16 protein-coding genes are annotated in these 15,146 nt (G+C 40.5%); 11 read left to right on the top strand and 5 right to left on the bottom strand.

The window, feature by feature from the left end:
- Positions 1-87 precede the first annotated feature (87 nt).
- The 3 genes from CSV68_RS02015 to CSV68_RS02005 all read left to right on the top strand — a co-directional run bounded on the left by CSV68_RS02015 (position 88) and on the right by CSV68_RS02005 (position 4,041).
- Complete coding sequence (locus CSV68_RS02015; RefSeq protein WP_099661370.1) at positions 88-1,002, top strand: conserved phage C-terminal domain-containing protein; 915 nt, start codon at positions 88-90, stop codon at positions 1,000-1,002.
- A 154-nt stretch (positions 1,003-1,156) separates the two neighbouring features.
- Positions 1,157-2,620, top strand: coding sequence for an MDR family MFS transporter (locus CSV68_RS02010; protein WP_099661369.1), 1,464 nt, complete (start codon positions 1,157-1,159; stop codon positions 2,618-2,620).
- 164 nt (positions 2,621-2,784) lie between these two features.
- On the top strand, positions 2,785-4,041 hold the full coding sequence (locus CSV68_RS02005; RefSeq protein WP_099633494.1) for a YeeE/YedE family protein: 1,257 nt from the start codon (positions 2,785-2,787) through the stop codon (positions 4,039-4,041).
- 84 nt (positions 4,042-4,125) lie between these two features.
- Here CSV68_RS02005 and CSV68_RS02000 read toward each other — a convergent pair whose 3' ends face one another.
- Entirely contained in the window at positions 4,126-4,965 is an 840-nt protein-coding gene (locus tag CSV68_RS02000; RefSeq protein ID WP_099661368.1) for a pyridoxamine kinase, read from the bottom strand.
- Positions 4,966-5,250: 285 nt separating this feature from the next.
- Here CSV68_RS02000 and CSV68_RS01995 point away from each other — a divergent pair, with 285 nt between their 5' ends.
- From CSV68_RS01995 to CSV68_RS01965, 7 genes are all read left to right on the top strand, one after another.
- Positions 5,251-5,748 carry a YkvA family protein gene (locus tag CSV68_RS01995; RefSeq protein WP_233192842.1) on the top strand — a complete coding sequence of 166 codons (498 nt, stop codon included), beginning with the start codon at positions 5,251-5,253 and terminating at the stop codon, positions 5,746-5,748.
- Positions 5,749-6,249: 501 nt separating this feature from the next.
- Positions 6,250-7,065, top strand: coding sequence for a transporter substrate-binding domain-containing protein (locus CSV68_RS01990; RefSeq protein WP_369823490.1), 816 nt, complete (start codon positions 6,250-6,252; stop codon positions 7,063-7,065).
- 39 nt (positions 7,066-7,104) lie between these two features.
- The gene (locus tag CSV68_RS01985) at positions 7,105-7,770 is read left to right on the top strand and encodes an amino acid ABC transporter permease (protein WP_099633603.1); all 666 of its coding nucleotides are present in this window, start codon (positions 7,105-7,107) and stop codon (positions 7,768-7,770) included.
- Between the two features lie 14 nt (positions 7,771-7,784).
- Positions 7,785-8,510: an amino acid ABC transporter ATP-binding protein gene (locus CSV68_RS01980; RefSeq protein WP_099661477.1), complete on the top strand. Its 726-nt coding sequence runs from the start codon at positions 7,785-7,787 to the stop codon at positions 8,508-8,510.
- Between the two features lie 342 nt (positions 8,511-8,852).
- Positions 8,853-10,463, top strand: a complete 1,611-nt coding sequence (locus CSV68_RS01975; protein ID WP_099661476.1) for a catalase — start codon at positions 8,853-8,855, stop codon at positions 10,461-10,463.
- Between the two features lie 342 nt (positions 10,464-10,805).
- Complete coding sequence (locus CSV68_RS01970) at positions 10,806-11,012, top strand: ATPase (RefSeq protein ID WP_099633490.1); 207 nt, start codon at positions 10,806-10,808, stop codon at positions 11,010-11,012.
- Between the two features lie 77 nt (positions 11,013-11,089).
- Positions 11,090-11,539: an SgcJ/EcaC family oxidoreductase gene (locus tag CSV68_RS01965; protein WP_099661366.1), complete on the top strand. Its 450-nt coding sequence runs from the start codon at positions 11,090-11,092 to the stop codon at positions 11,537-11,539.
- Positions 11,540-11,612: 73 nt separating this feature from the next.
- On the opposite strand, the gene CSV68_RS01960 is transcribed toward CSV68_RS01965, so the two are convergent.
- Entirely contained in the window at positions 11,613-11,936 is a 324-nt protein-coding gene (locus CSV68_RS01960; RefSeq protein ID WP_099633488.1) for an ArsR/SmtB family transcription factor, read from the bottom strand.
- A gap of 2 nt (positions 11,937-11,938) precedes the next feature.
- On the bottom strand, positions 11,939-12,364 hold the full coding sequence (locus tag CSV68_RS01955) for an SRPBCC family protein (RefSeq protein WP_099633487.1): 426 nt from the start codon (positions 12,362-12,364) through the stop codon (positions 11,939-11,941).
- A 193-nt stretch (positions 12,365-12,557) separates the two neighbouring features.
- Here CSV68_RS01955 and CSV68_RS01950 point away from each other — a divergent pair, with 193 nt between their 5' ends.
- Entirely contained in the window at positions 12,558-12,911 is a 354-nt protein-coding gene (locus CSV68_RS01950) for a hypothetical protein (RefSeq protein WP_099633486.1), read from the top strand.
- A 192-nt stretch (positions 12,912-13,103) separates the two neighbouring features.
- Here the strand turns inward: CSV68_RS01950 and CSV68_RS01945 are convergent, their stop codons facing one another.
- Together CSV68_RS01945 and CSV68_RS01940 are read right to left on the bottom strand one after the other, a co-directional pair.
- The gene (locus CSV68_RS01945; protein ID WP_099633485.1) at positions 13,104-14,330 is read right to left on the bottom strand and encodes an AI-2E family transporter; all 1,227 of its coding nucleotides are present in this window, start codon (positions 14,328-14,330) and stop codon (positions 13,104-13,106) included.
- A 61-nt stretch (positions 14,331-14,391) separates the two neighbouring features.
- On the bottom strand, positions 14,392-15,075 hold the full coding sequence (locus CSV68_RS01940) for an MOSC domain-containing protein (protein ID WP_099661365.1): 684 nt from the start codon (positions 15,073-15,075) through the stop codon (positions 14,392-14,394).
- Between the last annotated feature and the right edge of the window lie 71 nt (positions 15,076-15,146).

The raw sequence follows: 15,146 nt of genomic DNA, 5'->3' as shown, positions 1-15,146 counted from the left end.
AGGAGTATCCTTACGCAAAAAGTCCTCTATATAGTAAGTGAAGTGGTGAATTGCTATCACTTACAGACATTTTAGGAGGAATTCAGTATGAAGTTATTAATCAATGAACAGCCGTTACAATTACTACCGTCACTTGTGCATTTAGTTGGGTTAAATGAAGCGTTATTTCTGCAGCAATTGCATTTCCGTTCACTTATTTCAAAAAATGTGCGCGACGAATATCAGTGGGTGTATAAAACAGTTGATCAATGGCAGGAGGAATTTTCATTTTTGTCATGTATGACGATCAAACGCACGATTTATAATTTGGAAAAGCAAGGATACCTCATTTCGACTTCACAATATAACAAAATGAAAATTGATAAGACGAAATGGTATCGGATTGATTATACTAAACTACCTGTTTTGTCTATTCAAGATGACACGTCGTTTGAAGAAGCCATGCCAGCAAAAAGTGAGCTAGACATACCTCATGCGATGTCTCAACCTGATACATCACCAAATGAAAAAGAAGACGATGCGACGTTTCAATCTGATACACCGGACGTTTCACTTCGAAACGCTGTGTCGTACCAAAGTGAAACGAAGGACTGTACCACTCTGGTACGGCCTATAACCAAAGAACTTAAAGAACTTAAAAAAATAAAGAATAATGATCTTGTCGAGAAGCCTCTCGACGTTACGCTTTTCGTCATTGCTTATCTGAACGAGAAAACCGGTAAGCAATTTAAAGCAACATCTGCAGCAACAAAGAAATTTATTCGCGCAAGAGTGAAAGAAGGCTATACACAACAGGATTTTGTACAAGTCATTGATCTCAAAGTGTCGCAGTGGAATACCCATCCCGAATTCCGAGCGTACTTACGTCCTTCGACGTTATTTAACCCGACGAACTTTGAAAATTATTTGAATGAACAACCAGCTATTCCTGTAGAAAACATGCAAAGGCGCGTACCTCAATCACCTGTATTGGATTTTAGTGGAGGAGAGTATTTAGGCTAGATAGCATGCGTAAAAGAGATAATAAATCTATGGAAAAAAGATCGCCATTTTGGATTCAGAAAGATTGACACATCGCCTATAAAAAAGCATGATAAGAGTAAATGAACGGTAACTATATTGCCGAATTCACGAGATCAACGAAAGAGGTTTTCAGATGGAAGAACAGAAATACGAATACTTGGCGGATAACCCGAATATGAAAGTACTGCCCATCATGTTGGCACTCATTATCGGTGCCTTTTTCGCCATTTTGAATGAAACACTATTGAACATCGCACTGATCACACTAATGGAGCAATTTTCCATTACGTTACCGACTGTGCAATGGATGGCAACAGGCTTCATGCTTGTCATGGCAGTCGTTATCCCGATCTCGGCTTTACTTTTACAATGGTTTACGACGAGGCAATTATTCCTCGGTACAATGACCGTCTTCACGATTGGAACGATCGTGGCGGCGAGTGCTCCGACATTTCCGATTCTATTAACGGGGCGACTCATTCAGGCTGTCGGAACAGGTTTATTGATGCCTATCATCTTTAACGTTTTCTTGCTCATTTATCCACCGCATAGACGCGGTAAGATTATGGGAATCATCGGACTCGTCATTATGTTCGCACCAGCGATTGGTCCCACGTTATCAGGTGTGATCGTGGAATATCTCGGATGGCGTTATTTATTCATCCTCGTCATTCCATTTGCATTATTTTCAATCGGATTCGGCTACAAATATTTGATCAATATTACGGAAGTTACAAAACCGAAAATTGATTATATTTCATTGGTGTATTCATCAATTGGTTTCGGATCACTCGTTTATGGATTCAGTTCGGTTGGTGAAAGTGCAGATGGATTTGCGAACCCTCGCGTTTTGCTGTTGATCGGAGTCGGTGTAATCGGAATTGCACTTTTTGCTATAAGACAGCTCAAGTTGAAAGAGCCCGTCATGGATATGCGTGTATTCCGTTATCCGATGTTCACGCACGCGGTGTTCTTGTTCTTGATTATTATTATGGCGATGTTCGCTTCTGAAATCATCTTGCCCATCTATATGCAAGGACCACTCGCACTGAGCGCAGCGACAGCAGGTTTGATCCTACTGCCGGGCAGTATTTTAAATGGTATAATGTCACCATTCATGGGGTCATTATTCGATAAATTCGGCCCGCGTGTGTTGATGATACCTGCGACGTTTGTGCTTAGTGGAACGATGTTCATGATGAGCCGATTGACACTCGATACACCGATTTGGGTTGTCGTCACGAGCTATATCTTGCTTATGCTCAGTGTCTCCGCAATTATGATGCCAGCAGAGACGAATGGATTGAATCAGTTGCCGAAACGATTATATCCGCATGGTACAGCAGTGATGTCGACGCTGCAACCTGTTGCTGGAGCTATTGGTGTGTCGGTGTTCATTAGTATTATGAATGCTAGACAATTACACTTTCTAAAGAAATCTACGACGCCTGAAGACGCATTAACTGCTGACCTGGCACTCGTTGCTGGAGTGGAATTGGTGTACTTTATCGCGTTTGCCATGTCACTTGTGGCGGTTGTACTGTCGTTTATCGTGTACCGTGCGACACCGCGAGAAGATGTAGAAGAAATAAAATAATAGAAAAATCCTTAATCCTGGTACTAGGGTTAAGGATTTTTTTATGCAGTTTACTAGGAAGCGATGAAAGAATTATAATAAGCTCAACAAGTTGACTTTAAAACCCGATAATACTAATATGAATTAATATACTTACTAAATTAATAGGAAAAGGATGTTTTGCATTGACTACTATAAAAGTACAACCCGTCAACGACGTAAAAGGTCCTGTTGAACGAGATGATCTTCTATTAAACCCACCGCAAAAACTACTGATTGCGGGTGGGGTCCTTGTGGCAGTCGCATTATTCGCTTATTTGCTAGCCACTCAGCATATCTCTCAATCGATGCTTCTTGGCATTGGGTTATTGCTTGGCTTCACTTTGTTCCATGCACGCTTTGGCTTTACGTCAGCATTTCGACGCATGGCATCAGTCGGAAACGGCCAAGCGATGCGATCGCATATGCTGATGCTGGCAATAGCGGTTACGTTATTCGCACCGATTTTAGCGTATGGCACGACATTTTTTGGCGGCCCAGTCGCCGGCTATGTTTCGCCTGTAGGTGTTAGCCTCCTCGTAGGTGCTTTTGTTTTTGGAATCGGCATGCAACTAGGTGGTGGGTGTGCTTCCGGTACACTGTATGCGATAGGTGGCGGACGTACAGTTATGTTCGTAACACTTGCGTTCTTTATTGTTGGTGCTACAGTTGGCGCGTATCACTTACCATTCTGGACGGAAGAAATGCCTGCATTCGCTCCGGTTTCATTGGCCACTTCCACTGGTTTAGGCTATGGTGGCGCTTGGCTTGTCTCCATTGCGCTATTCGGATTCATTGCTTGGATTACTTTACTGATTGAGAAAAAGAAAAAAGCACCTAAAATGGCAGCACTTCCTACTGAAAGAGGTTGGAAACGAATTTTCCGCGGATCTTGGCCTTTGTTTGCAGCTGCGATTGTATTAGCGGTTTTAAACGCATTAACGCTCATGACGCGTGGTACGCCTTGGGGCATTACTTCTGCTTTCGCGTTATGGGGCTCCAAAATAGCTTCTGTCATAGGCTTTGATGTAGCGAGTTGGGGGTATTGGCAAGGAGCCAACGCGTCTGCGCTAGAAGCATCTATTTTCACTGATTCCACTACGGTACTGAACTTTGGCGTTATTATCGGAGCTTTCGTCGCTTCAGCAGCAGGTGGTTTATTCAAATTCACACGCGTAACAACTGGTAATTTCGCAGCTTCTGTCATTGGTGGTTTGATGATGGGCTATGGCGCACGTCTGGCATTCGGCTGTAATATTGGTGCCTACTTCGGCGGCATCGCATCATTTAGTTTACACGGATATATTTGGGGGATTCTCGCACTTGCTGGAACGTTCTTAGCATTATATCTCCGGCCTCTGTTCGGGCTTACGGTACCGAAATCCAATGATTCTGTATGCTAATGAAAATGAAACGATGAAGTTCATAAAAAAGCACCAGATCCACGATATTTTTTCGTGGGTCGGTGCTTTTTTAATATGTAGGTCTCACAATAACATTCGCAAATATTTCTCGAAATTTACTCCCGCCTCTACCGGTGTATTTTCTAAAGCAGTATCCTCAATGGCAGTGAGCAAAAATTCCTTTGCGAGCGTGATCGCTTGTTCCATACTTACACCACGAAGTCGGCTACCCATCAATACCGATGCAAATAAATCACCCGTGCCTGAATAGCTTTTACCATTGTACGGCACCGTATTAAAGAGAGTGTCTGTCTCGTTAATATACATATTGCCGATAGAATGTTGCCGGCTAGGTGGCTGAATGCCTGTAATGATAATTTCAGCGCCAGTTGTCTGTTGTAGTTGTCTACCTGCGTCTTCGATAATCTTCAAGTAATCTTGTTCATCCACGCAACTATGCAAGACGTCATAGCTACAACCGGTCAGCAAACAGCATTCCGTAATGTTCGGCGTAATAATATCCGCCCGCGCGACAAGAACTTTCATTTGTTCAAGAAGTTCTTCGTCAAAATTATCATACGCTTTTCCATTGTCGCCAAGCACCGGATCCACGAGCAAAAGCGTCCGATTAGAATAAAAGCTATCGAGAAACGTGAGGATATGGTGAATTTGCTCTTTGCCCGTAATGTAGCCGGTATGAATACCGTCAAACGAAACGTTGAGCTTCTTCCACTCCTCCATATAGCGTGGCATGACGTTCGTAAGATCATGGCAGTAATAGCTCGGATATTCTGTTTGTGCAGACAAAACCGCTGTAGGTAATGGACACGCTTGCACGCCCATCACGGAAAGAACAGGAATCGCGGCAGTGAGTGAACATCTACCGAATGAAGATAAATCTTGAATAATTGCAACTTTTTTCATGTGGAATCCTCCGTAAATCGCTATGTAGTATACGTATCATAGCATAAAGAATGCGGTGGATTGTTGTGAGAGAACTAGTTACGGCTAGTTAATTACACATCACGATTTTAAAAAATGAAAATTTTTCAAAAGCACAGCAAGAGCATTTACTAATAAAATACCATGGTTAGAATACCGGGAATGAAGGGTATACATATGACCAAACGAACGTTTCGAGTCGTAGAGGTCACAAATGAAAATAATAAGACACTCAAACTCAGAAAATAAAAGAAGGTAGGTATTATCTTGGTCAAAAACAACGAGGACTATTCTAAGCATTTCTCCGAGGAAAAGTTTTGGGATAAAATTCTGAAGTTTGGTAAACAAGCAGGAGTTAAGTTAACGTATGGGGCTCTATTACTGTTCTATACATTTAAAAAGCCGACAGTCCCGAAGAAAGTAAAGTCTACTATTTTAGGCGCTCTAGGATACTTCATTTTGCCGTTAGATTTTATACCAGACTTCACGCCAATCGTAGGATATTCCGATGATTTGGCCATTGTAGTGGGAGCTTTACTAGTCGTCGCTACGTATATTGATGCAAATACAAAACAGCTCGCAAAAAATAAAGTAGTGGACTGGTTTGGTGAAAATGCTATAAACGATACCGATTCATTGGATGATGAAATGGAAAAGTCTGTACAAGATAGAAAAGAGAAAAAGGAAAAGAAAATAGAGAGTAAAAAAATCAAGAAAAATATTAAAGGTTTGAAGAAAGAGAATAAGAAAAGCGTGAATGAGTAAATGTATTTTGGAGGATATATAAAAGAAAACTTTTACTGTATAGCTTCTACATGATATGTAGTTACATAGTCGTAACGTAGTGAAAATAGAAAGATTATATTTATTGTGTTGGATAAAAAGATTATGTGAATATAAAATTAATCGTTCACTTTTCTATGGTATCATGGTTTAATAGTAAATAACTTACTAGTTAGAAAGTGAGGATAGTGTGATAAAGATCCAAAATCTACTTCGATTCTATGATGAGTTTAGTATGCAATGAATCACGATGAAAAGGAGGCTAGATATATTAATAGTATGGAGTACCGCATTCATCAATAGTAATTGTAAGCGTTTTCAAATTATCGAAATAAAGATTTATCCACGAAAGAAATCCATACTAGTACTTCGAAAACAGAAAGCACGTCCGTAATAGAAAATCACTGAAAAAAGAAATCACTAATGAAAAGTAAAAAGTAGCGATAGTGCTAACTAAAAAGGGAGTTTGGGAAAATGAAAAAAATCAAAATGATGATTCTATTACTAGCAGCATCTGTGTTAGTGCTTGCTGCGTGTGGTACCGACGAAGAGAAAACATCTGATACTACTGAAGATCAAGGCTATAAATTAGTAAATAAAGGTAAATTTACATTCGCTGCAAGTGGCGTGTACAAACCATTTAGTTTTGAAGAAGACGGTAAACTTACAGGCTTTGATATAGAAATAGGAAATGCACTTGCTGAGAAAATGGGTCTTGAAGCCAATCCCGTAACGAATCCATTTGAAACAATTTTACAAGGTCTAGTTGGAAATAAGTTTGACGCAATTATTGGTTCTATGGCTTATACAAAAGAACGTGCAGAACAAGCGGACTTCACTGAGCCTTATTATTATTCAGGTGGCATGATTTTCGTTGCAAAGGATAATGAAGAAATTACATCTCCAGAAGATTTAGATGGTAAGAAAATCGGTGTAGTAGCTCAGTCCACATATGAAGAACCCGCTAAAGAATTATCGGATGATGTCCAGTATTACAGCAGTGATGTAGTAGCGTTAAAAGATTTAACGGTTAAAGGTCGTTTAGATGCAGTAATTACTGCGGACATCGTAGGCTATGAAGCGATCGATAATGGATTTGAAATCAAAGAGGTCGACAAGCCGATGTGGGTAGAACAACCTTCCATTGCGGTAAATAAAGAAAATCCAGAATTAACAAAAGCACTTGATGAGGCATTACAAGAGATGATGGATGACGGGACGTATGAGGAAATCTCAGATAAATGGTTCGGTCGTAATTTACTAGATATTGATTTAGAAGGTGTCGAGTTATTGGAATAACTACAATCTCCACCTATTTCTTAGAAAGTTGGTGTGCCGGTGCCTGAGTTTATACTAACATTTGTTGACGTATTCAAAAATACGTACAAAGGATTTTTACAAGCAGGTCTATTAACGATTGAAATCACAGCGATTGCAGTTGTAATTGGGATGATTTTAGGTGTTATTTTCGCACTGATGAAGATTTCAAACTCCAAAATACTGCAGACGATCGCGAATATTTATATAACGCTCATTCGTGGAACTCCGTTAATTGTTCAAATTATGTTTCTATACTTTGGGATCACATCGATTATCGTATTAGATAACTTTTGGGCAGGTGCGATTGCACTAGGTGTTCATAATGGTGCGTATATTGCGGAAATCTTCCGTGGATCTATTCAAGGAATTGATAAAGGTCAACGTGAAGCGAGTCTTGCACTAGGTATGAATAGTTCATTAACGATGAGACGGATCGTCTTTCCACAAGCTTTACGACGTGCCATTCCGCCGCTCGGAAACCAATTCATCATCACATTGAAAGATTCGTCTCTAGTCTATGTTATTGGTGTATCTGAATTATTCGGTTTGGCCAATCGCGTCGCCGCCTCTAACTTTAAACAATTTGAAACGTTTCTCGTAGTTGGTCTTTATTATCTAATTCTCGTCCTAATCTTCAGCGCTCTATTAAAATGGTATGAGAATAAATTGGATGTGGATAAATAATGGGGGCAGATCCGATGATTAAAGCAGAAAATATTCATAAGTCATTTGGAGATTTGAACGTGTTAAAAGGTATTGACATGGAAGTACACCGTGGAGAAGTAGTGGTGCTCATAGGGGTCAGTGGTTCAGGCAAGAGTACTTTTTTACGCTGTTTAAACTTTTTAGAATTAACGAATGAAGGCGTTATTACAATTGATGGAAAGCAAGTCAATCAGAAAAAAGACAATTTGGCGAAAATCCGTGCGGAAGTCGGGATGGTGTTCCAACACTTTAATTTATTCCCACATAAAACTGTATTAGAGAATGTTATGGAAGCACCTCTGATGGTCAAAAAATTAAACAAAGTAGAAGTGGAAAAGATGGCACACGGGATATTAAAAAAGGTAGGGTTATCCGAAAAAGCGGCAGTCTATCCTAATAAATTATCCGGTGGTCAAAAACAACGTGTGGCGATTGCTCGAGCACTTGCCATGGAACCGAAAGTCTTGTTATTCGACGAACCGACTTCTGCTTTAGACCCCGAACTCGTTGGGGAAGTGTTGCAAGTCATGCAAAACCTAGCAGAGGAAGGGATGACGATGATCGTCGTGACACACGAAATGAAGTTCGCGAAAAACGTGGCAGACCGAGTCATTATGCTAGACGAAGGAGTCATCATTGAAGATTCTGATCCAGAGACATTCTTTAATCACTCCACAAATGATCGAACGCTGCAATTTCTAGAAATGGTAGACGTATAACAACGGTAGAAAAGTTTCATTCATAGTTTCACAAGAGGCACTAGCTCTCCGAACAGTTATCCATTGTTCAGTGAGCCGGTGCTTTTTGTATTCAATTCACTATCTTCCTACCCCTGCTCAATCCGACCTTCTGAGATTTCCCGGGAAACGTGGAAGCATTTAAAATATATACAACAAGCAGTATTCTGGAAGCCTTGCGTGCGAATTGTACCGTTTCTCTCGAAGTGAAGTGTAGGTGTTTATCTTATTCCTGTTCGGGTCATACTGTCGGTAGAATTAGAAAGCACTTTGTCGAGGAGGAATACAGTGGAAAAGAAACAACGTAAACAGAATGACGGTCAAATGGAAGAGCGAGAAATACTTACGACACGCCAAGGGCATCCAGTACAGGATAATCAAAATATCAGGACAATTGGTGACCGTGGTCCGGCTACACTCGAGAATTATCATTTTATCGAAAAAATTTCTCATTTTGATCGTGAGGAAATACCTGAACGAGTCGTCCATGCGAGAGGTTCGGGTGCGTTTGGATATTTTGAAACGTATGGCAAAGCAGGGGACGAGCCAGTTGAAAAGTACACCCGTGCCAAAGTGTTTTCGGGTGCTGGAAAGAGAACGCCTTTAGTCGCTCGTTTCTCTACTGTAGCAGGCGCTAAAGATTCGCCCGAAACTGCACGGGATCCACGAGGGTTTGCGGTGAAGATGTATACAGAAGATGGCAACTGGGACTTGGTAGGAAACAATCTAAAGATCTTTTTCATTCGAGATGCGATGAAGTTTCCTGATATGATTCACGCATTCAAAGCCGATCCAGCTTCTAATATACCGCATCCACAACGCATGTTTGATTTTGTCTCTCGATCACCAGAATCTATCCATATGATCACGTTTTTGTTTTCACCATGGGGCATTCCCGCCACGTATCGTCACATGCAAGGCTCAGGTGTGAATACATACAAGTGGGTCAATGACAAAGGTGAAGCAGTTCTAGTGAAGTATCATTGGGAGCCAAAACAAGGCATTCGTAATTTAACTCAGGAAGATGCGGATGCCGTTCAGGCGAAAAATGTTGCGCATGCGACGCAAGATTTATCTGAAGCGATCGAACGTAAAGAATACCCTGAATGGGAACTTTTTGTGCAAATTATGGAAGATGGATACCACCCAGAACTGGATTTTGATCCGCTTGATAATACAAAGCTTTGGCCGGAAGAGCAGTTTCCTTGGTTGCCAGTAGGGAAGATGGTGTTAGACCGCAACCCTGATGATTTTCATATGGACATCGAGCAAGCCGCTTTCGGGACCGGAGTACTTGTAGACGGAATGGATTTTTCCGACGATAAAATGCTTCAAGGTCGTACATTCTCGTACTCCGATACACAGCGTCATCGTATCGGCACGAATTATCTCCAGTTACCTGTTAATGCACCCAAAAAAGAAGTTCGGACAAACCAGCAACGTGGTCAAATGGATCATCGAGACCCAAGCGAGTCGGGAGACAATCCGCATATTAATTATGAACCCTCCATGCTCGGTGGATTTAAGGAAGCAACAGGAGAAAGTCGACCTCCGCATAGACCTACGTATAATGCAGCAGCGATGAGCGCACCGATTGACCGACCGAATAATTATGGACAAGCAGGCGAGACGTTCCGGCAGTTTGAAGAATGGGAACGAGAGGAATTAATTAATAACCTCTCCGAAGCGCTCGCAGCGTGTGATGTACGTATTCAAAAAGCAATGATCGATCACTTCACACAAGCGGATTTTGAATACGGACGTCTTGTACAAGCAGGTATTGAACAGAAAATGAAAGAGTTCGAAGGGATGGCGGCAGAACCTAACGTCCCTGGCCGTGACGCGGGTCAATCAAAATTCGGACAAGGAACGCCCGATTCTAAATCGGCTGTGAAAGATGCAGTGGACAAAGGTCATAAAGCAGACCCTTATTGATGAAAAGGAATAGCTCTTTCTATTTAAATTAATATGTAGAGTAGCATCTGTATAGGAAACAAATGAGATCACGCAAGCCTCTCCATTTGTGACTTATATAGATGTTTTTTATTTTCAAATACAAGCTTTTCTATTGACGGGTTTGATCTGTGTTCAATAAAATGAAAGACAGAGTAGTTAGATAATTTAGCGGAAAAATGATATACTTTATCGTAAGAAATGTCTAGAGAAGATCGCATTTAAGGAGCCATATGTGTACAACGTGAAAGAACAAGTAGATTAGAATACTAGTTTTCATAATAAATACATCACTGACAATCTACTAGATCGGGAGGTGGAGTTGTGAATAAGTCCTTTTGGATTCCGTTACTCGTTTCATTTGGAACGATGATAGTACTATATGTAATAGGCTTTATAGGGAATATAGATATTCTTATCTTTAATTTCTCACTTTCGCATACTGAAATTTCACTACTTCCGATCGGTGTCGGCATCATAATGGGGTTTATTAGTGAAACTATTATCAAATCGAAATCACATACCAATTAGTGAAGTACGTAGTGGCTACCCGTTATACAAGAGACGAAGTAAGGGAAATAATATATATGAAAAAAGGGGAACAGTGCATGAATATTTCTAACGAAGATCGAATGACTAGTCTTTATGGAAAATTAATAGACGCATGGAACAACCGTGATGCAAAAGGAATGGCTGAACTATTTACGGAACAAGGCATTCAAATTGGTTTTGATGGAAGTAAAATGGTTGGACGACAGGAAATTTTATCGCATCTTACGTCAATCTTTGAAAACCATCCCACTGCGCCTTTTGTGACGAAAGTGAAAGACGTTCGTGTAATTGGAAAGGATACCGCAATCGTACAAGCCATTGCCGGGATGATTCCACCTGGGAAAACAGATATTGAGCCCACAGTAAATGCACTACAAACTCTAGTTACTGTTCACAAAGACGGCAATTGGAAAGTTGAGCTCTTCCAAAATACACCTGCTCAATTTCATGGAAGACCAGAATTAGTTGAGCAAATGACAGATGAGTTAAGGCAAGTAATTAAATAATGACAAAGTCGTAACCGAATCATGTAAAAGGAACCGAGGAATTTACATTTCCTATACTCGGTTCCACTACTAGCTAATCATTATTTTTCTCTACATATTCTTTAAGAGCGAGCAAGTTTTTATCCCAATACTGTTCAAAGAAACTAAGCCAGTCCTTTAGTTCAATTAGTGGTTCAGAAGTAAGCTTATAGCGAGTTTCCCTTCCCACCTTCTGACGTCTGACGAGGCCCGCATTAAAAAGAATATGAAGATGCTTATTTATTGCTGTTCGGCTTATCGGATAAAACTCCACAATATCAGTGATGGATAATTCTTTTTCGGCAAGCAATTTTAACAGACTACGACGAGTCGGATCAGAAATCGCTTGGAAAACATCTTGCTTAGTTGGGTTCACCACTTTTAAGCCTTCAAAATAGCCGGAAGTTTCTCTTTGACAATACGTTCCCAACCGCTCTCCATAAATCCACGAACAACTGTATGAGGTTGTTCAAATTCAGTTACTTTATTTGCATCCCAACCAGAATGTATTAACGTAAGCTCTGTTTCCTCTTCGCTCAATTTTTTCAATTCAATTAAAACATGCCAATCTTTACCCCAATTAAAGCCTAAACGAGTAGGTGGTTGAAGTTCTGTTACTTTACAAGGAGAATCCCCGAATTGCTCTGTATGAAGTACAAATTCATGACCTACTATTGGTTTAAGTGAATTGGGCATCCACCACGCTGCCATGCCCTCTGATGTAGAAACCGCCTGCCAAACTTTTTCAAGCGGCGCATGAAGTACAACGGTTTTACGGATTTCTTCTAATTTCTCTTGTGAATTCATCATGGATACCTCCGATTCATATAACACTTTAAAGTGTTATGTATTATTGTAACACCTTTAAGTGTTATATAAACTATATTTCATCTACTTAAAAGAGGTTTTAATTAAAATGAAATAATAAATCATCAGTAAGCGTCTTATAGAAGGTGATTGACCGAAGAAGGCGAATGAGTAAAGAGAGGAGGGAATAGACATGAATAATGGACAAACTCAACCGAACGAGTTTGCTGGGAAGAAAGAGTATAGTGAAACACCCATTAATACGATTTTTAATAAATTTGCCAACCAAAAAGACGTGACCTTCATATACGGGGAACCGATCGAACTTGGTTTGCAAAAAGTAGTCCCTGTGGCGAAAGTTAAATATGCAGTAGGTGGGGGTGGTGACGGTAGCGGCGGTGCTTTTACTATTAAACCCATTGGCGTATATGTCATCACACCAGACCAGGTGAGGTTTGAGTCTACTCTGGATAGGAAGAAACTAACCGCGTTAACCGTAGTTGTGGGTGGCGTTCTAGGATTATGGGCACTTTGCAAGGGGAAATGAACGATGTTCGAAGAAGTGGGCGCTTTTCCAATTTATTATGCAAATCATCTTTATGAATTCAATACTTTTAGAGCGTATCTTCTAGGTAATGTACTAACCTAGAAGATACGCTCTGTTTATTTAACGCCCTATTGACTTCGGAATGAGGAGCTATCTCATTTCGGGCTTGTACTTTTTCATTAACGGCAAAGTCTAACGTTTTTTCCAAAAATTAAATTTTTTACGCTTCTTCACTTTCCTTTTTTCAATGGGAACGTTCGGTTTAGGCGCAGGGTTATATGCCTCTGCATAAAGACCTGAATAGGATTTATACCACTTGAAAATATGTTCTACAAGTACTTTGATGACAGCGTAAGCGGGAATACCTAAAATAACACCGGGTACACCGAATAATTTTCCAGCCGTTAACAACACGATAATTATAGTGACAGGGTGTATTTTCAAATTACTACCCAAAATCAACGGTTGGATCAATCTACCTTCAAGTGCTTGTTCAACTGCGAACACAATGATTACTTTAACAAGCATGAAAGGCGAAGAAACTAACGCAATGATGACAATCGGGATAATTGCCAGGAACGACCCTAAATACGGAACCAAGTTTAGGACTCCGGCTAATATCGCAAGTAAAGCGGCATATTCAAGGCCCGCAATTGCCAAACCAATCCAGAACATCAATCCTACAAAAAATGCTACTAATAATTGACCTCTGATATATTGGCTAATTTGCATATTGATTTCTTTCAATACTTTATACGTATTGGCACGCATCTTCGTCGGCAAAAGTTTCATCATATGATACGGCAAATCGCGTCCGTCTTTTAATAAAAAGAATAAAAGGACCGGCATCGTCAGCAATGCGATGACCACATTCGTAACCGTTCCGAGTACGCTGCCAATCCCCGAGAAAGCAGAGTCCATGAAGCCATTCGTTTGTTCTGTTATCGACTTGATAATGTTTTGATCGATATCGTCCAACTTTCCTTGTAGTTGAGAAAACATACTACTACTCAACAAGCTATCGAATTGTGCTACTAATTTATTCCAATATTCTGGCCAGTTTTGAATGAGGCTAGTCGCTTGTTCGCGTATAGTCGGAATCAGTATGATAATACCCCATGCGACTAAACCACTAATGACCACGAAGACTAGTGCGATCCCCCAAACCCGCTTGATTTTCTTTCTTTCCAGCATATCGATCAATGGATTCAATAGATAAAATAGAATTCCCGCCATGATGATAGGTAATGCCACTACACCGAGAAACTCTTTTACAAAATGAAACATGTACATAACTTTAGAAAAGACTAGGAAGTTCAATAAAATTAATAAGGAAATCAATAATATCGCGACTACTTTATTATCCAAAAACCAGTTTCTGAACCACGTAGTCATAGTTCGTATTTTATCATTTTCCATATCCTATACCTCTTCTCGTGAAATAAACTACAGTTTACTACATGTGGATCCAATACCCACTTCACTTTTCACCAGAAATCCGTTCGCTAGTATCTACATCCTGACCCGCCACCCGTTTTTCAAACGTCTTGCGCCAGCTCGGAGACAGTTCCTCAACTTCCAGCAACCGACGAACACCTTCCAAGTCCTGTTTATCATGATGCATCAGCCGATTCGCCTCCGATACTGAAATAGCATGTACTTGGCGTGTTAACGGAATTAATGTATCCATAGGCGAAACCAACCCTTCACGCAACACGCGGAAATAAAAGCCTGTAAAACCTGTATCTTGTACAAGAAGCGGTAAATCTTTTCGTTCATAGACAAGCGCCAACTTAAAACAAGGCTGGCGAGGCTGACTCACTTGAACCATCGCTTCACCGAGCTGAAAAGAGTCACCGATACATACGTCTTCTTCCGTCATCCCTGTTAGGGTAAGGTTTTCACCAAACGCACCATACGGAAGCGTTCTTTCTAAGACGCGTTCCCAATGAGAATAATGTTCATGTGGATACACACAAACCGCCTTATGAACACCGCCGTGATGAACGAGATCACCTTGACCGTCACCGGTAAAGTTCCTAGAGGATAAAAAGACTGTTTGAGAAATTGGCACTTTAAAAATACCAGTCGAAACAGACTTTTTTCCAAAATCCATTTCTTTTGGTTTCCCTACATTTAATGAAAGAATCTCAACCCAGTTCATGGAATCTACCTCCAGTAGAATCAATATATCGCTTGAGTATAAGTGTATCATTATCACTTGAACTTGGTAAA

The sequence above is a fragment of the Sporosarcina sp. P29 genome, from assembly GCF_002743265.1.
GTDB lineage: Bacteria > Bacillota > Bacilli > Bacillales_A > Planococcaceae > Sporosarcina.
The sequence above is the reverse complement of the archived record's forward strand: the minus strand, read 5'-3'. Positions and strand labels throughout refer to the sequence as shown.